The 17,182-nt window shown below is 63.6% G+C and carries 18 protein-coding genes; 8 read left to right on the top strand and 10 right to left on the bottom strand.

Going from position 1 to position 17,182, the window contains the following annotated elements; genetic code table 11:
* Nucleotides 1-113: 113 nt before the first annotated feature.
* The 3 genes from FW760_RS20600 to FW760_RS20590 all read left to right on the top strand — a co-directional run bounded on the left by FW760_RS20600 (nucleotide 114) and on the right by FW760_RS20590 (nucleotide 1,532).
* Nucleotides 114-323, top strand: coding sequence for a hypothetical protein (locus tag FW760_RS20600; RefSeq protein ID WP_054915725.1), 210 nt, complete (start codon nucleotides 114-116; stop codon nucleotides 321-323).
* 535 nt (nucleotides 324-858) lie between these two features.
* Complete coding sequence (locus FW760_RS20595) at nucleotides 859-1,326, top strand: hypothetical protein (protein WP_043860106.1); 468 nt, start codon at nucleotides 859-861, stop codon at nucleotides 1,324-1,326.
* The gene (locus FW760_RS20590) at nucleotides 1,323-1,532 is read left to right on the top strand and encodes a hypothetical protein (protein WP_235384112.1); all 210 of its coding nucleotides are present in this window, start codon (nucleotides 1,323-1,325) and stop codon (nucleotides 1,530-1,532) included. The genes FW760_RS20595 and FW760_RS20590 overlap by 4 nt, the downstream gene beginning before the upstream one ends.
* Before the next feature lie 9 nt (nucleotides 1,533-1,541).
* On the opposite strand, the gene FW760_RS20585 is transcribed toward FW760_RS20590, so the two are convergent.
* From FW760_RS20585 to FW760_RS20555, 7 genes are all read right to left on the bottom strand, one after another.
* Complete coding sequence (locus FW760_RS20585) at nucleotides 1,542-1,913, bottom strand: Na+/H+ antiporter subunit G (RefSeq protein ID WP_043860104.1); 372 nt, start codon at nucleotides 1,911-1,913, stop codon at nucleotides 1,542-1,544.
* Nucleotides 1,910-2,188 (bottom strand): K+/H+ antiporter subunit F, encoded by a 279-nt coding sequence (locus FW760_RS20580; protein ID WP_043860103.1) that lies wholly within the window; start codon nucleotides 2,186-2,188, stop codon nucleotides 1,910-1,912. Before FW760_RS20580 ends, FW760_RS20585 begins: the two co-directional genes overlap by 4 nt.
* Entirely contained in the window at nucleotides 2,185-2,673 is a 489-nt protein-coding gene (locus FW760_RS20575) for a Na+/H+ antiporter subunit E (protein WP_043860102.1), read from the bottom strand. The genes FW760_RS20580 and FW760_RS20575 overlap by 4 nt, the downstream gene beginning before the upstream one ends.
* On the bottom strand, nucleotides 2,670-4,355 hold the full coding sequence (locus tag FW760_RS20570) for a monovalent cation/H+ antiporter subunit D (protein ID WP_043860101.1): 1,686 nt from the start codon (nucleotides 4,353-4,355) through the stop codon (nucleotides 2,670-2,672). The genes FW760_RS20575 and FW760_RS20570 overlap by 4 nt, the downstream gene beginning before the upstream one ends.
* Entirely contained in the window at nucleotides 4,352-4,696 is a 345-nt protein-coding gene (locus FW760_RS20565) for a Na+/H+ antiporter subunit C (RefSeq protein ID WP_007986256.1), read from the bottom strand. The genes FW760_RS20570 and FW760_RS20565 overlap by 4 nt, the downstream gene beginning before the upstream one ends.
* The gene (locus tag FW760_RS20560; RefSeq protein ID WP_054915726.1) at nucleotides 4,696-7,614 is read right to left on the bottom strand and encodes a monovalent cation/H+ antiporter subunit A; all 2,919 of its coding nucleotides are present in this window, start codon (nucleotides 7,612-7,614) and stop codon (nucleotides 4,696-4,698) included. Before FW760_RS20560 ends, FW760_RS20565 begins: the two co-directional genes overlap by 1 nt.
* Nucleotides 7,615-7,763: 149 nt before the next feature.
* Nucleotides 7,764-8,711 (bottom strand): DMT family transporter, encoded by a 948-nt coding sequence (locus FW760_RS20555; protein ID WP_116053442.1) that lies wholly within the window; start codon nucleotides 8,709-8,711, stop codon nucleotides 7,764-7,766.
* Nucleotides 8,712-8,795: 84 nt separating this feature from the next.
* Between FW760_RS20555 and FW760_RS20550 the strand changes: the two genes are divergently transcribed.
* Nucleotides 8,796-9,359, top strand: coding sequence for a helix-turn-helix domain-containing protein (locus FW760_RS20550; protein ID WP_058540604.1), 564 nt, complete (start codon nucleotides 8,796-8,798; stop codon nucleotides 9,357-9,359).
* Between the two features lie 7 nt (nucleotides 9,360-9,366).
* Here the strand turns inward: FW760_RS20550 and FW760_RS20545 are convergent, their stop codons facing one another.
* Entirely contained in the window at nucleotides 9,367-9,924 is a 558-nt protein-coding gene (locus FW760_RS20545) for a cysteine hydrolase family protein (protein ID WP_054915728.1), read from the bottom strand.
* 104 nt (nucleotides 9,925-10,028) lie between these two features.
* Between FW760_RS20545 and FW760_RS20540 the strand changes: the two genes are divergently transcribed.
* From FW760_RS20540 to FW760_RS20525, 4 genes are all read left to right on the top strand, one after another.
* Entirely contained in the window at nucleotides 10,029-11,009 is a 981-nt protein-coding gene (locus FW760_RS20540; RefSeq protein ID WP_058540605.1) for a GlxA family transcriptional regulator, read from the top strand.
* A gap of 77 nt (nucleotides 11,010-11,086) precedes the next feature.
* On the top strand, nucleotides 11,087-12,526 hold the full coding sequence (locus tag FW760_RS20535) for an FAD/NAD(P)-binding protein (protein ID WP_278930110.1): 1,440 nt from the start codon (nucleotides 11,087-11,089) through the stop codon (nucleotides 12,524-12,526).
* A 105-nt stretch (nucleotides 12,527-12,631) separates the two neighbouring features.
* Nucleotides 12,632-13,792, top strand: a complete 1,161-nt coding sequence (locus tag FW760_RS20530) for a cysteine desulfurase family protein (RefSeq protein ID WP_116053445.1) — start codon at nucleotides 12,632-12,634, stop codon at nucleotides 13,790-13,792.
* A gap of 54 nt (nucleotides 13,793-13,846) precedes the next feature.
* On the top strand, nucleotides 13,847-15,655 hold the full coding sequence (locus tag FW760_RS20525; protein ID WP_054915732.1) for an aminopeptidase P family protein: 1,809 nt from the start codon (nucleotides 13,847-13,849) through the stop codon (nucleotides 15,653-15,655).
* Nucleotides 15,656-15,698: 43 nt separating this feature from the next.
* Here FW760_RS20525 and FW760_RS20520 read toward each other — a convergent pair whose 3' ends face one another.
* On the bottom strand, nucleotides 15,699-15,980 hold the full coding sequence (locus FW760_RS20520) for a hypothetical protein (RefSeq protein WP_043859840.1): 282 nt from the start codon (nucleotides 15,978-15,980) through the stop codon (nucleotides 15,699-15,701).
* 181 nt (nucleotides 15,981-16,161) lie between these two features.
* The gene (rhtA, locus tag FW760_RS20515) at nucleotides 16,162-17,049 is read right to left on the bottom strand and encodes a threonine/homoserine exporter RhtA (RefSeq protein ID WP_043859839.1); all 888 of its coding nucleotides are present in this window, start codon (nucleotides 17,047-17,049) and stop codon (nucleotides 16,162-16,164) included.
* Nucleotides 17,050-17,182 lie beyond the last annotated feature (133 nt).

The following is a 17,182-nucleotide window of genomic DNA, read 5'->3' as shown; positions in this document are numbered from 1 at the left end:
GATTTGTTGCACTTGATGCAAAACAGCTATGCCGGGGATAGCTTTTTCCCGCAAGGGGCAGGGGTTTATCATCGCCTCATCGTTAGGCTGCTAATTAAATTCCGGAGGGAATCATGCAGTGCAAGGTCGATGTGGCGGTGATGATCGGCAGTGGCGTTCCCATTTCGCTGCGTTCGGTGGGCATGCGCGTGTGCTGGGTGGTGCTGGTCAACGGTGAGCGCAGAGGCACTGCGTTCGCCAGCCGTGACGAGGCACACGCCTGTCGCGCCGCCTGGCTGGCACAGTTCGATGGGCAGGGGCTGGACGCCTGTCAGGCCGGGTAGGCGCGGGGCCTGGCCTCGAGGGTCCTTGCCAGGTCGCAGGCCTCCCCGTGATGTCGGCGAAAGCCTTTCACCCGGCCCGTGGCAGACTCCGTGATATGGAAAAAACCGACGCCAGCCGGCACTACAATGTAGCGCGGCCGGGTTTTGCCGGATGCGCTCCCGATATTTTTTGATACTTCTAGTGTATTGCCCACTCGACGTGTTTCGGTGTTTTCGTGCATATTCGCTTCCCTGTGCAGTGAACATGTTCGTCCAGAGGTCCTTCGTTCTGGGATCTTTCTTTCAGCTATCGCATTTTTTCAGCGAGCACGCTGTCAGAGAAATCGGTTGCACTTTGGGAAATGGCTGTTTGTAGCCGCCGGTTATCAACTGGCAGGGCACGACGTGTTTTCCTTCGCAGCCTGGTGTCTGTGCGTACGAACAACCCTGGCACTGATCCACTAGTCTTTCAGACTTCAAATTGAAAACCGGGACCTTCGCGGCGCAGTGCCGCCTGCGAGGTGGCGGGGTGATGCTGGTTTTGAGGAATTAATCATTGGCAGTCAGTAATCTGGATATGCACGCCCTCTTCGTGTTGGGCGACCTGCGGGCCAAGTTGGTCAAACAGTTTCAATCGCGCTTCGTCTACGTGACCGAACAAAGTGCCGAAGGTATCTACCTTGCCGAGATCGATACCGAAGAGGCCCTGGTGGTCGATGACAAACAGCGGCTTGAACTGAAAGTGGGCGATCACTTTCGGGCGGCGGTATTGCCCAGCCGCGAAGGTGGCAAGTTGGAGATCCGCTTTCGCGATATCAAGCTGACCGTCTACGAACTGGGCGATTATGCGTTCGTGACCGTGCCCGAAGGGCATGGCATCGTGTTCCGCGAAGGGCAGACCGTGGTGATGGTGTTTGCTGCCCACGAGCAGATCAAGGAAGGCCTGACCAAGACCCTGAAGGCTGCCACGGCCAAGGCCGCCAAATGGCGCAAGGGCGAACTGACCTTCAAGGCCAGCGAGTGAGCAGTACCGCTGCGGCGTCGGGGCGTGCGCGCTTCCACGCCGAGCATCAGGCCCGCGCCCAGGCCCAGGCCCTGGAGTGGCTGGCACAGCGCGCGGTGCTGCAGGGCGCCTGGTTGAACTGGGTGGCAGGGCAGCTGTATCAGCTGAGCCCGCCGGAATATGCGGCGATGGTGCGCCGCGAGCTGCAGGTGTTGGCAGCTCGATAGGGCCAGGTGTCAGTGCCCGGTATCGCGCCCGCGGCCACTGCTGACCTCTTCGGGTACGTCATCCCCGGCCATGCGCTTGCGAAACAACCCGGCCCGCGCCAGCAGCAGGGTGGTCACCGGCACGGTGATCGACAGCAGGATCGGGATCAGCCAGGCGTGCAGTACGGGCGAGTGCTTGAGGCCCGAAAAGTACAGGATCGAAGCCATGGCCACGCACCAGGTGCCGAAGGTCGACGCCAGGGCGGGCGGGTGCATGCGCTGGAAGAAGGTCTTCAGGCGCAGCAGGCCTACCGCGCCGCTCAGGGCGAACAGGCTGCTGACGACCAGCAGCACAGCCGTGACCACTTCAAGCCAGAACGGCAATTCGACGGTCGAGTTCATTCGATCACCTCGCCACGCAGCAGGAATTTGGCCAGGGCAAACGAGCCGACAAAGCCGAACAGGGCTATCAGCAGCGCACCTTCGAAGTAGGTGTCGCTGGCGTAGCGGATACCCAGCACCAGCATCATCAGCATGGCCAGAATGTACAGGTAGTCCAGCGCCAGTACCCGGTCCTGCGCCGAAGGGCCCTTGAACAGGCGCACCAGGGTCAGGGCCATGGCCAGGGCAAAGATGAACAGGCTGGCGAGAATGGCGTTGGCGAGCAGGCCAGTCATTCGAAAATCTCCATCAGCGGACGTTCGTAGGTGTGCTTGAAGTGGTCGATGAACTGCGTTTCATCGTCCAGATCGAAGACATGCAGCAGCAGGATGCTGCGGTCCAGCGCCAGCTCCGACCAGATGGTGCCGGGAATGACCGTGGTGATCATCGACAGCGCCGCCAGGCCATGGGCATCGCGCAGGTCCAGCGGAATACGGATGAAGCGCGAGCGTGGCGGCCGGCCACCGGCCTGCCATACGCTACGGGCAACCTGCAGGTTGGACATCACCACATCGCCCCCCACTCGCAGAATCAGCCGCACGATGGTGCCCGGCTTGCGTATGCGCACCGGTAGCGGACGCAGCGGCGCCATCAGGATGGGTGCCAGGATTGCCAGCAGTGCGCCAAGCAGCAGGTTGCCGGCACTCAGCGAGAGGTTGAGCAGCAACCACAACCCCCAGAGCGAAAGCGACAGCAGTGGCGCGGGAAACAGGCGCTTCATGGCTGCACCTGCCCGGCAATCGCCTCGCTGGTGGGGCCGGGCACCGGTCGCGTGCCGAGTACCGCATTGACGTAGCTGGCAGGGTCCTTGAGCCCGGCCGCCGTGTCCTGGGTGTAGCGCAGCAGTGGTTCGGCGCGCACGCTCAGCAGCACGCACAGCCCCAGCAGCAGCACGATGGGAATGCACTCATTGCGCCGTAGCAACGGCGAGGGGCGCTCCTGCGGGGTCCAGAAGCGCTGGATGCCGACACGGGTCAAGGCGATCAGCGATGCCAGGCCCGAGAGCACCAGCAAGGCCACCAGGCCCCAGCCGGCTGCGGACAGCGGCTGGTCGACCGGCACGCCCAGGCCGTTGGGGTTGAACAGGGCGCTGATCAGGCTCAGCTTGCCGATGAAGCCGGACAGCGGCGGCATGCCGATGATCAGCAGCGCGCAGGCGATGAAGCTCAGGCCCAGGAATGCCATGGTCCAGGGAATCACCTGGCCGATCACCGCCTTCTGTTCATCGTCCAGGTTGATGCCTTTGGGCGGCTGCAGCGATTCCAGGGGCGAGGGCAGCGCATCGGTGTCGTCTTCCAGCGGGATCTCGTTGGCCGAGCGCGAGCGCTCGATCAGCTCGGCCAGCAGGAACAGCGCGCACAAGGCCAGGGTGGAGCTCACCAGGTAGAACAGGGCGGCGGCGGTCAGCGCCGCCTGGCCGAAGCCGATGGCGGCCAGCAAGGTGCCGGCCGAGACCAGGATGCTCAGGCTGGCCATGCGCTCCAGGCGTTGCGCCGCCAGGATCGACAGCGCCGCGCAGCCCAGGGTGGCCAGGCCACCGATGACCAGCCACTCGCCGCCGAAGAACGCCGAAGCGCCGGCCTGACCGGAGAACAGCAAGGTCCACAGGCGCAGCACGGTATAGGTGCCCACCTTGGTCATGATCGCGAACAGTGCGGCAACCGGGGCACTGGCCGACGAGTAGGCCGGGACCAGCCAGAAGTTGAGCGGCCAGATACCCGCCTTGGCCAGAAAGGCCGTGGCCAGAATCGCCGCGCCGGCATGCAGCAGGCCGCGGTCGGCCTCGGGCACCAGCGGAATCTTCAGGGCCAGGTCAGCCATGTTCAGGGTACCGGTGACCCCATAGAGCATCGCCGCCCCCACCAGGAACAGCGAGGAAGCGAGCAGGTTGATGGCAATGTAGTGCAGGCCGGCCTTGACCCGCGCACGACCCGAGCCATGCAGGATCAGGCCGTAGGAGGCGGCCAGCAGCACTTCGAAGAACACGAACAGGTTGAACAGGTCGGCCGTCAGGAAGGCGCCGTACAGGCCCATCAGCTGGATCTGGAACAGGGCGTGGAAGCTGGCGCCTGCGCGGTCCCAGCGCGCGGTGGCGAACACCAGCGCGCTGACCCCGACGATGCCGGTGAGTACCAGCATCAGTGCCGAAAGGCGGTCGAGTACCAGCACGATGCCGAAGGGGGCCTGCCAGTTGCCCGGCAGGTACACGCCGATCGAGCTGGCCTGGCCCTGCTCCTGCACCCACAGCAGCAGGCAGATCGAAATACCCAGCCCGGCCAGGCTGGAGATCAGGTTGATGCGGGCCTTGAGCGGCCGGCGCTTTTCGCCCAGCAGCAGCATCAGTGCGGCGGTCAGCAGCGGCAGCAGAATGGGCGCGACGATCAGTTGGTTCATCACACTCATTCTTTAGGCTCCCGGCCATCCACGTGGTCGGTGCCGGTCAGCCCGCGCGAAGCCAGCAGCACCACCAGGAACAAGGCGGTCATGGCGAAGCTGATGACGATGGCCGTCAGTACCAGTGCCTGGGGCAACGGGTCGGTGTAATGGAGCAGGTCCTGGGGTACGCCGTCCTTGATGATCGGCTCCTTGCCGATGAACAGGCTGCCCATGCTGAAGATGAACAGGTTGACGCCGTACGACAGCAGACACAGGCCCATCACCACCTGGAAGGTCCGTGGGCGCAGGATCAGCCACACGCCTGACGCGGCGAGCACACCGATGGCAATTGCAATCACTTCTTCCATCAGGCGGCTCCCGGGTTGACGGTGGGTTTGGGCTGGCTGCTCGGCCGGTGGCTGCGCACCGACTGGTGGGCCAGTGCGGTGAGGATCAGCAGCGTGGACCCGACCACCACGGTAAAGATGCCCGTGTCGAAGAACAGGGCGCTGGCGACATGGATGTCGCCCAGTATCGGCAGGTCAAGGTGCGCGGTATGCGTGGTCAGGAACGGGTAGCCGAGCAGCATCGCCCCGGCCCCGGTGAGGGTTGCCAGCAGCAGGCCGGTGCCCATCCAGCGCAGCGGACGCAGGCTCATCTGGGCTTCCACCCACTGGGTGCCGGCCACCATGTACTGCAGGATGAAAGCCACCGACATCACCAGGCCGGCGACGAAGCCGCCACCGGGCTGGTTGTGGCCGCGCATGAACAGGTACATCGAGATCACCAGCGCGATCGGCAGCAGCAATCGCACCAGGGCGGCGGGCACCATCATGAAGCCCAGCGCGGTATCGGCGGCCTGACGCGGGTTGACCAGGTCGGTGACCACGTCCGGCGCCAGCAGGCGCTGCTGGGCAGGCAGCTGGATGCTCTCCTTGGGCGGGCGGAAGCGGCGCAGCAGGGCAAACACGCTCAGTGCCACAGCCACCAGTACGGTGATTTCACCCAGGGTATCGAAGCCGCGGAAGTCAACCAGCATCACGTTGACCACGTTGGTGCCGCCACCCTCGGGCAGCGCCCGGCTCAGGTAGAAGGAAGAAATCACGTTGGGTGTCGGGCGGGTCAGCATTGCGTACGACAGCAAGGCCATGCCACCGCCGACCAGCACCGCCAGCAGCAGGTCGCGCAGGCGGCGTGCCACAGCGCGCTCCTTGCTGCCGGGCAGGGGCGAGATGTCTTCGATACGCCGTGGCAGCCAGCGCAGGCCCAGCAGGATCAGCACCGTGGTGACCACTTCTACCACCAGTTGGGTGAGCGCCAGGTCCGGCGCCGAGAACCAGACAAAGGTGATGCAGGTCATCAGGCCGCAGACGCTGACCATGGTCAGGGCCGCCAGCCGGTGGTACTTGGCCTGCCACGCAGCGCCGATGGCGCAGATGATCGCGATCAGCCAGAGCATCACGAATACACCTGAGCCCGGGATCTTGGGCCGGTCGCCCCAGCTCAACCCGGTTTGCAGCATGGGCAGCACGCCGGCGAGCAGGGCGATGAGCACCAGCATGAACAGCTGCTTCTGCAGGCGGCGGGTGGTGAACAGGCGCTCGAAGCGGCGCGCCACACGCATCAGCAGCACCTGGCCGTGTTCGAAGAGGCGCTTGCCATTGAACAGCTCGATCAGCGGCGGGTAGAGGAAGCGCCCGCGCTTGAGCTGATTGCGCAGCACCAGGTAGAGCACCACGCCGCCGCACATGGCGATTAGGCTCATGATCAGTGGTGCATTCCAGCCGTGCCAGATGGCCAGGCTGTACTCGGGCAGCGTGCCACCCACCACCGGCAGTGCGGCAGCGGCCAGCAGCGGGCCCACCGACTGCGCAGGGAAGATACCCACCACCAGGCAGGTCAGCACCAGCAACTCGACCGGCGCGCGCATCCAGCGGGGCGGCTCGTGGGGGGTATGGGGCAGGTCGGTGGCCGGCGGGCCGAAAAACACGTCGACGGTGAAGCGCAGCGCATAGGCGACGCTGAAGGTGCCCGCCAGGGTCGCGATGATCGGCAAGGTGGTTTCGACCCAGGCTGTGGAACTGATGAACACGGTTTCGGCGAAGAACATTTCCTTGGACAGAAAGCCGTTCATCAAGGGTACGCCGGCCATCGAGGCACTGGCGACCATGGCCAGGGTGGCGGTGAACGGGATCAGCCGGAACAGCCCGCTGAGCTTGCGGATATCACGGGTGCCGCTTTCATGGTCGATGATGCCGGCGGCCATGAACAGCGAGGCCTTGAAGGTGGCATGGTTGAGAATGTGGAACACCGCCGCTACCGCTGCCAGCGGGCTGTTCAGGCCCAGCAGCAGGGTGATCAGGCCCAGGTGGCTGATGGTCGAGTAGGCCAGCAGGCCCTTGAGGTCGTTCTGGAACATGGCCGCATAGGCGCCCAGCAGCAGGGTGCAGGCCCCTGCGCCGCTGACGATCCAGAACCATTCTTCGCTGCCGGCCAGCGACGGCCATAGCCGGGCCAGCAGGAACACCCCGGCCTTGACCATGGTGGCCGAGTGCAGATAGGCCGAGACCGGCGTGGGCGCGGCCATGGCGTGGGGAAGCCAGAAGTGGAAGGGGAATTGAGCGCTCTTGGTCAGGGCGCCGAGCAGTATAAGGGGAAGCAGAATGGGGTAGAGGGCATGACTGCGAATCAGGTCACCGGCGGCCAGGACCTTGTCCAGGTCATAGCTGCCCACCACATGGCCGAGCAGCAGTACCCCCGCCAGCAGGCACAAGCCACCGGCCCCGGTGACCATCAGCGCCATATAGGCGCCGCGCCGTGCATCGGCACGGTGGTGCCAGTAACCGATCAGCAGGAACGAGAACAGGCTGGTCAGTTCCCAGAAGAACACCATCTGGATCAGGTTGCCAGAGATCACCAGGCCCAGCATGGCACCCATGAACGCCAGGAAAAACGCGAAGAAACGCGGAACCGGGTCCTGGGGTGACATGTAGTAGCGCGCATACAGCGACACCAGGGTGCCGATGCCCAGCACCAGCAGCGAGAACAGCCAGGCGAACCCGTCCATGCGCAGCACGAGATTGAAGCCCAGGCTCGGCAGCCACAGAAATTCTTCACGGATGACGCCGCCATCGGCAATTTGCGGGTACAGGAGTGCGACCTGCACGGTACCGACCAGCGCGACAAGGCCGGCCAGAAGTGATTCGCTGTTACGCGCGTTGTGCGGCAGTACAGCCGCCAGACAGCTGCCAACAAACGGCAGAAGCAGTAGAACTATCAAGGACATAGATTTCTAATCTGCAGAGGTTTGTAAGGGATCATACGTGGCGCCCCGTCGATCACCAACACGCAAGCTGTCGCAGAATCCTACTTTTGCGCCTCATCAACGCGTTTTTTTATAACAGTTTTTTACAAGAATTGTGCCGCTATTGCAGATTACCGGTCCGTTTGTTGCACCTGTTGATCGTCATCACTGGCGCCGAGGGGCTCGCCACGACGTTTGATCTTCAGTTCGCTGACCACCACCGCGATCACGATCAGTAGCCCGCCGAGCAGTGCGATGCCCGGCAGGCGCTCGCCCGCCAGGCGGCCGACGATACCGGCCCATACCGGCTCTGCAGCGTAGATCAGCGTAGCCCGGGTGGGCGAGACCGATTGCTGGGCCCAGTTCATTGCCACCTGGATCACCGCACTCATGGCGCCCAGGCCGACGGCACTGCCCAGCAGCAGCCAGGAAAAGTCCGGCAGGGCTTCCCGGGTGGGCACCACCATCATGAACGACAGCGCCGACGCGGTAGCCAGTTGCACCACGGTCACGCGGCGCACGTCGACCTTGCCGGCATAGTTGCTGATCAGAATGATCTCGGCTGCGATCGCCACGGCGCCGATCAGCGTGGCGACTTCGCCGGGGCTGAACTGCAGCGAGCTGCCACTGGGGCCGGCCACCAGCATCAGTCCGGCGAACGCCAGGCCAATGCCCAGGCTCGGCATCAGCCCCGGGCGCCGGCCCAGCACCAGCCACTGCAGCAGCGGTACAAAAGGTACGTACAAGGCGGTGATGAATGCCGACTGGCTGCTGGTGATGGTTTGCAGGCCCACGGTCTGCAGGCCGTAGCCCAGCATGATCGAGGCGCCGATCAGCACGCCGGCCTTGACTTCGAACCAGGTCAGGCCGGACAGCGCACGCGCACTGAACGCTCCGACAAACAGCGCCGCCGCTGCAAAGCGCAGGCCGACGAAGAACATCGGGCCGCTGACGGTCATCACGTTATGCACCAGCAGAAAAGTGGCGCCCCAGAGCATGGTGATGAACACCAGCACCAGTTCGGCCTTGCTCAGGCGCAATGAAAGGAAGAGGGATCGGGCAGTGGTCGGCGAGGTCATGGGCTTGCACACGTGGGGCGAGCGACGCACAATGCGTCGGAAGGTGGGCAGTATACTGCGCAAGCCATGTGAGTGAGCAATATAGTGCACAAAGATTCCAGTCAGCGGGCCTCCGTGCTTCAGCACGTGAGCCAGAATATCCGGCGCCTGCGCCATGCGGCAGAGCTGAGCCAGAGCGCCCTTGCAGAAAAATCCGGTGTCAGCCGACGCATGCTGGTGGCAATAGAAGCGGGTGAAAAGAATGTCAGCCTGACCACCCTCGACCTGATCGCCGAGGCCTTGTCGGTGGCGTTCAGCGACCTGATCCAGGCACCTGACAGCCGTGACCCTGATCGCATCAACGAACTGGCCTGGGCCGGTGTGCACCCCGGCAGCAAGGCCGTGTTGCTGGCAAGTTCCAGGGCCAGCCGCGAGGTGGAGTTGTGGGAGTGGCGCCTGGAACCGGGCGAGGTGTACCCGGCCGAGGCCGATTTCGACGGCTGGAGCGAACAGATCTACGTGTTCGAGGGGCGCCTTACCCTGGTGATAGAAACGCAGGAATATGTGCTGGCGGCTGGCGATTTCTACAGCTTCGCCAGCAACCGCATGCATGCCTACCGCAACGATGGCGACGTGGCGACGCGCTTCGTGCGCAACGTGGTGATCTGAAGGCCTGTCAGCGCCGATTGGCGTCAAGCCACTCCTGGGTGGAGACCACCTGCGCGTAGGCGAAGGCCAGCGACGCCATGTACGCCGCGTGGGCCTGGGCCGCCGGTACGACCACGCCGTTGAATTCCAGGTCGCGGGTGGCGCAGGCATCGTGCACCACCGTGGTGCCATAGCCCATGTCCGAGGCGGCCCGGGCGGCGGCATCGATGCACATGTGGCTCATGCTGCCGACCAGGGTCAGGCCGGTAATCTTGTGCTGGTCGAGCAGGGCCTTGAGGTCGGTGCCCAGAAAGCTGTTGACGTTGTGCTTGAGCACCACCGGCTCGCCCTCGCGAGCGGCTGCTTTCGGATGAATCTGCGCGCCTTCGGAGCCCGGAGTGAAGAAAGGTGCATCGGCGGACTCGAACTCATGACGTACATGGACCACCAGGTCGCCGTTTTCGCGGGCGGCCTGGATGATCCGTGCGGCGTTGTCGGCGGCCGCATCGGCGCCGTGCAGCGTCCATTTGCCGCCGGGGAAGTAGTCGTTCTGGATGTCGACGATGATCAGTGCCTGTTTGCTCATGGTGCAGTCCTTCAGGAGAATGGTTGTGACGTGCTGATAGTTATAGGCTTGTGCGACAGGCTTGCGCATTGGCGCGACCGACAAATTGGCGGGAAAAACTGACAATGGATGCAATCGGCGATCAGGTCGAGATCGGTATTCTGGTTTACCCAGGTGCCCAGATGGCGGCAGTGCACGGCCTGACCGACCTGTTCGCGGTAGCCAACCGCATGGCCGCCGACCTCGGGGCGCGACGCAGCCCGCTGCTGCGGGTGTGCCACTGGGCCGAGGTGCCGGGACAGCCGCTGGCGGTGAGCTTCGACAGTCACCCGCAGGCGCATCACCGCCCACGAGTGATGATCATCCCGCCCAGCCTGACCGAGGAGCCGGGCCCCGAACTGATCGAACGTTTCTGCAACGACCTGCGTCAGTGGCACCGCGAAGGCGCGCTGCTGGTGTCGGTGTGTGTCGGGGTGTTCTTCATTGCCGCCAGCGGCCTGCTCGACGGTCGCTCCGCCACTACTCACTGGAATTTTGCCCAATCGCTGGCCGAGCGCTTTCCCCTGGTCAAGGTCGAGGCCAACCTGCCGTTGCTGGAAGATGGCGACATCATTACCTCGGCCGGATTGATGGCCTGGACCGAGTTGGGGCTCAAGCTGGTCGAGCGCTTCCAGGGGCAGACCCTGGCGGCTGAGACGGCGCGATTTCTCGCGGTGGCGCCAGTGCATGCCATGCCTGGGCCGGGCAGCGTGTTCAGCCCGCGCCTGGACCATGGCGACGAAGCGGTGCTCAAGGTGCAGCACTGGCTGCAGAGCACGGGGGCGCGGGAGGTCAACCTGGCCTTGATGGCCGACTGCGCAGGGCTCGAGCAGCGCACCTTCCTGCGGCGTTTTCGCAGCGCCACCGGCCTCAAACCCACCGAGTACTGTCAGCAGGTGAGGGTAGGGCGCGCTTGCCGGATGCTCGAGTTCACCAACCGCAGCATCGACCAGATCGCCTGGGGTGTTGGCTACCAGGACCCTGGTGCGTTTCGCAAGGTCTTCCACAAGGTCACAGGGCTTGCGCCAGGCGAGTACCGCAAGCACGTGGTCGGGCCTGCGGGCTGATCCTCCTTTGGTACCGCACCGCTGCCCTTGCGGTGGATTGCTGCTTATTATCCGGTCTCCCGGGAAAGGAGATACCGATGCACGAACAACAACCGGCACCTGCCTGCGACGACATGGTGGATGTACTGATCATCGGGGGTGGCCTGAGCGGCGCCTTGTTGGCGGCGCAATTGCTGCGTCGCCCCGGACGCCGGCGCCTGCTGGTGGTCGAGCCGCGTGGGGAGCTGGGGCGTGGCGAAGCCTACAGCGCTACCGAAAACGGTCATACCCTCAATGGCAATGCGGCGCGCATGAGCGTCGATCCGGACAATCCCGATGACCTGACCCACTGGCTGCAACAGCAGATCGATGCCGGGCAGTGGCCCGAATCCGCCGAGCAGGGCGTGCCGGTGGCCGAATTGTTCCCGCCGCGAGGTCTGTTCGGTCGCTATGCCCGCCAGCGTCTGGCAGAGGCCGAGGGTGTCGGCGCCAAGGCCGGCTCCACGCTGGAGCATGTGTGTACCGAGGTGGTTGACCTGCAGGTGCACGATGACAGGGTTCAGGCGCAATTGCAGGATGGGCGCCGGGTGCAGGCGCGCCAGGCGGTGCTGGCTACCGGCATGTTTGCCGCGGCGCGCACGGCGCAGGTGGGTGAGAACAGCCTCAACGCCGCAGCCATCGACCCCTGGGACGTGGCCGCCATGCGCACGATCGACCCGCAAGGCACAGTGTTGATCATCGGTTCCGGGCTGACCATGGTCGACACCCTGGTGTCGTTGCAACTGGCCGGGCATCGTGGGCCTGTCGAGGTATTCTCGCGCCACGGGTTGTGGCCCCACGAGCGCCGTCAGCCACCGCCCTGGGAGGATTTTCTCGAGGCGGACCCTTCGCTGCGCAGCCCGCGCCAGTTGCTGCGTGCGCTGCGCCGGCAATGCAGGCTGGCGTTGGCCCAGGGCATCGACTGGCAGGCCCCGCTGGACACTGTGCGGGTGCATATCCCCAGGCTGTGGAGCCAGGCCAGTGACCGCGAACGCCGCCAGTTCGTGCGCCATGTGCGGCCCTGGTGGGAAAGCCATCATCACCGTTCGCCGCCCCAGGGTGCAGCGCTGCTGGAGCGGTTGCGCCAGGAGGGGCGCCTGCATATTCATGCGGCCTCCCTGCAGAGGGTCGAACCGGCTACCGGAGCCGGGGTGGGGGTGCGTCTGCGGTTTCGCGGCGAGGCCCGGGCGACGCGGGTTGAGGGTGCCGCACTGGTCAACTCCACCGGTATCGAATATGACTGGCGGCGCGTGGCACGCCCGCTACCGCAAGCGTTGTTGCAGCGCAGGCTGATCCGGCCAGGGCCGCTGGCCCTTGGAATCGATGCCGACCCGCAGGGCGCAGTGATCGATGCCGATGGCGCGGTCAGTACGCGCCTGTTTGCGATGGGCCCGCCGCTGCGTGGCCTGTGGTGGGAAAGTACTGCCGTCACCGACGTGGCGTTGCAGGCCAAGGGATTGGCTGCTCGTCTGACGCGGGAGCCTGAGTCATCACCGTAATGATATTTTTGTTATATAAATATGAAAATTGATAATTAATGGTTCTATGCGTGTTCGTGCACTATAGATGCACGACTACTCCACGCATTCAGGAAGCGCCTGGCCATGACCACACTCCCGCTGTATTTCGACTACGCCGCCACGACACCCGTCGACGAGCGAGTCATTCAGGTAATGGTGGAGTGTCTGGGGGTATCCGGGCATTTTGGCAATCCGGCTTCCAGCTCCCATCGGTATGGTCAGCAGGCACGCCTGGCGGTCGAGCAGGCACGGGCCCAGGTCGCCGGTCTGGTAGGGGCGCGGGCCGACGAGATCATCTGGACGTCGGGTGCCACCGAATCCAACAACCTGGCCCTCAAAGGGCTGGCTCAGGGCCGCACAGGTGGGCATGTCATCACCAGCCGCATCGAGCACAAGGCCGTGCTCGATACTGCCCGACAGCTCGAGCTGGCAGGCATCGAGGTGACGTGGCTGAGCCCCGATGCCCAGGGGTTGATCACTGAACAGGCGGTATCGGCGGCGCTACGTGACGACACCTTTCTGGTATCGCTGATGCTGGTCAACAATGAACTGGGCACCCTGAACGATGTGCAGGCCATCGGCGAGCGGGTGCGCCGCCACGGCGCATTGCTGCATGTGGATGCCGCCCAGGGGGCAGGCAAGGTGCCTATCGACCTGTCACGCTGGCCGGTGGACCTGATGTCGTTTTCGGCGCACAAGGTGTATGGGCCCAAAGGGATCGGTGCGCTCTACGTCGGCAAGCGCGCTGCGCCGCTGCTGCAGGCACAGATTCACGGTGGCGGGCACGAGAACGGATTGCGCTCGGGCACCCTGGCCACTCACCAGATTGCCGCCATGGGCGCTGCCTTCGCACTGGCCGGGCAGGTGCAGCAGCAGGAAGTTGCACGTATGCACCGGTTGCGTGAGCGGCTGCTGGAGCAGCTGGCCGATATTCCCGGCCTGGGGCTCAACGGCAGCCCTGTCCAGCGCATCCCTCATACGTTGAGCCTGACCTTTGGCGGTGACGGTATCGATCTGCAGGCGCTGGCCCGTACGCTGGCGTTTTCCTCGACGTCGGCCTGCAATTCGGCCAGCAGTGCGCCTTCGCATGTGCTGCTGGCGCTTGGGCATGACGAGCGTGCGGCACGGCAGACGTTGCGTCTGAGCCTGGGGCGCTATACCCGCGAAGAGGATATCGACGCCGCTGCCGGTGCCATCCACGCAGCGTTACACAATGTGCCTTTCTGGGCGGTTGCCCACGGTTGAGTGCTGCTTCATTATCGTCCACCAGAACATTGGTCGCGGTGGTGGCACAACATAATGAACAGTCAGCCTGGAATGCAGGAAGCAGTAACCGCGCGCCTGGCGCGCATGCGTGCAGTGATGAACCGCGAAGGGGTCGATGCACTGCTGGTGCCCTCGGCAGACCCGCACCTGTCCGAATACCTTCCAGGCTACTGGCAGGGGCGCCAATGGCTGTCCGGGTTTCATGGCTCGGTGGGTACGCTGGTGCTGACGGCCGATTTTGCCGGGCTGTGGGCCGACAGTCGTTACTGGGAGCAGGCCGAAAAGGAGCTGGCGGGTAGCGGCATCGCGTTGATGAAGCTGATGCCGGGTCAGCCGGGGGCCCTTGACTGGCTGGCAGAGCAGGCGCCCGCAGGCGGCACGGTGGCAGTAGACGGTGCGGTGATGCAACTGGCGTCGGCGCGGCAGCTGCAGGATCGCCTCAGGGTGCGCAATGTGCGCCTGCTCAGTGACAGGGACCTGCTGGCACAGGTGTGGCTGGAGCGGCCTGCGTTGCCAGGCAGCCCGGTTTACCAGCACCTGCCGCCGCACGCGAGCGTCAGCCGTGCCGACAAGCTGGCGCAACTGCGCACAACGCTCAAGGAGCGCGGCGCAGATTGGCATTTCATTGCGACGCTGGATGACATCGCTTGGCTGTTCAACCTGCGTGGCAGCGACGTTTCATACAACCCGGTGTTCGTTTCCTTCGCATTGATCGGTCAGCATCAGGCCATTCTGTTCGTGGCATCGAGCAAGGTCGACAGCGCTGTGCGCGAGGCACTTGAGTCTGACGGGGTGCAACTGCGCGAGTATGAAGCAGTGGGCAGCGCGCTGGCAGGCATCGAGGCGGGCAGTGTCCTGCTGGTAGATCCGGCACGGGTGACCAGCGGGTTGCTGGCCAACCTCGGTGCCCAGGTGCAACTGCTCGAAGGCATCAATCCAAGCGTTCTGTCCAAGTCGAGAAAGAGCGAGGCGGACCTCGTTCATATCAGGCAGGTGATGGAACAGGATGGTGCGGCGTTGTGCGAGTTCTTCGCGGACTTCGAAGCCGCACTGGGGCATTCGACCCTTACCGAGGTCAGTGTTGACACCTTGCTCGGCGCAGCCCGGGCTCGACGTCCCGGTCATGTGTCCCCAAGCTTTGCCACCATTGCCGCCTTCAACAGCAATGGGGCCATGCCGCATTACCGCGCCACCGACGCCTCGCATGCGCTCATCGAAGGTGATGGGCTGTTGTTGATCGATTCAGGTGGGCAGTACCTGGGAGGGACCACCGACATTACCCGTATGGTGCCCATCGGCACGCCAAGCCTGGAACAGAAGCTGGATTGCACGCGGGTGCTCAAGGGCATGATTGCACTATCCAGGGCGCGTTTTCCGCGGGGCATTGCCTCGCCTTTGCTCGATGCGATTGCCCGAGCACCGTTATGGGCCGAGCATGTGGATTACGGGCATGGCACCGGCCACGGCGTCGGCTACTTCATGAACGTGCACGAAGGGCCCCAGGTGATTGCCTATCAGGCCTCGCCTGCACCGCACACAGCCATGCAGGCCGGCATGATCACTTCCATCGAGCCGGGCACCTATCGGCCTGGGCAGTGGGGCGTGCGCATCGAGAACCTGGTGTTCACCCGGGATTCGGGCAAGAGTGGGTTTGGTGACTTTCTTGAATTCGAAACGCTGACCTTGTGCCCTATCGACACACGATGCCTGTTGCCTGAGCAACTGGGCAGCGAAGAACGCGAATGGCTCAATGATTACCACCGTACGGTGCGTGAACGGCTTTCGCCACTGCTGGCAGGTGCTGCTCTGCACTGGCTGGAACAAAGAACCGAAGCTGTCTGATCGGGCACATGAAAAAGGGCAACCTGCGGGTTGCCCTTTTTCGTTACTTGCAGATGACGATCATGCTTCGGCTGGTGTAGCCGGCGGGGTTGAGACCGAAGGGGTAGTCCCCTGGCTCGTCTTCGCCATCGCCAGATTTGGCGACGACTTTGTAGCCCTTGGTGCCGCAGGAACTGGCGGCCTTGGCGTAGCACTTGTTCCATGAAGACGACAGGCCCGAGCAGTTGATGTGCATGCCCTTCTTGCCGTGTTTGACCTCAGTTTTGGCGTTCGCCGCACAGCCAGCAATGGCCAGAATGGCTAGGATGAGCAAAATTCGTTTCATTCCTGTCCTTACAAAGAGTGTCGGGTCTGCAAGCCCGAAACGGTTGCCTGCGCCTCTTCCTGTTGCCTCTCGCGTCCTTGTCTTAAGTTAACACTTCAAGCAGTGCATTGAATTACAGCTTAAACAGGGTGCCATGGCGACACAATGACAAAAACAGGTTCAAATGGAAATATTTCTCAAATCAGTCGGCTGGGACCAGTGGCGGGCTTTCCCTGCGCATGGACAGCGTGGCTCCCACCGAGGCAGTAATGATCGCGGCGATGGCCAGCCATTGCGCCATGCTCAACACTTCGTTGAGAAACAGTAGTCCGGACAATGCGCCGAATGCCGGTTCGATGCTCATCAGTGTGCCGAAGGTTCGGGCGGGCAGGCGTGTCAGGGCCACCATTTCCAGGCTGTACGGCAATGCTGTCGACAGAATGGCCACGCCAATCGCCACGGGTAGCAGGGCAGGGTTGAGCAGGGCGCTGCCGGCATGAACGATGCCGATCGGCGCAACGAACAGTGCGGCAACCATGACGCCAAGTGCGGCGGTCTGAATGCCGTGCTCGGCCCCGGCTTTCTGCCCATATAGAATGTAGAGCGCCCAGCACACGCCGGCGCCCAGTGCGTAGCCGGCGCCTACCAGGTCGATGGCCGCCCCGGTCTGCCCGATGGGTATCAGCAGCAACAGGCCGATCACTGCCAGCCCGATCCATACGAAATCCATGGCCCTGCGCGATGCGTACAATGCCACGGCCAGCGGGCCGGTGAACTCCAGGGCAACGGCGATACCCAGCGGGACACTGCGCAAGGACATATAAAAGAGAAAGTTCATGCCGCCCAATGCCAGGCCATAGATGATGACCGACTTGAGGGTGCTGGAGGTGAAGCGCGCGCGCCAGGGGCGCAGCAGCACCAGCATGATGAGGCTGGCGAAAATCAGGCGCAGCGTTGTGGTGCCTTGCGCACCTACCAGCGGGAACATGCTTTTTGCCAGCGAGGCGCCGGACTGGATGGATGCCATTGCAATTAGCAGCAGACCAATGGGGAAGAGGCTGGAGGCCAGGCTGCGGGGGTGGGTGTTCATTGTTGGAGTTGCTTCCTTATATAGAGAGAGGCGTGTGGCCTGGCGTCTATGATGCGCAAGGAGGCGAAGATGAGCAATATAGTGCGCAACTTTCTTTGTTCATCGAATATCGCCAATTAACCCTTGACGCGCG

The organism is Pseudomonas sp. 1176_21, from assembly GCF_052850635.1.
This window is presented reverse-complemented; position numbering and strand designations above follow the sequence as displayed.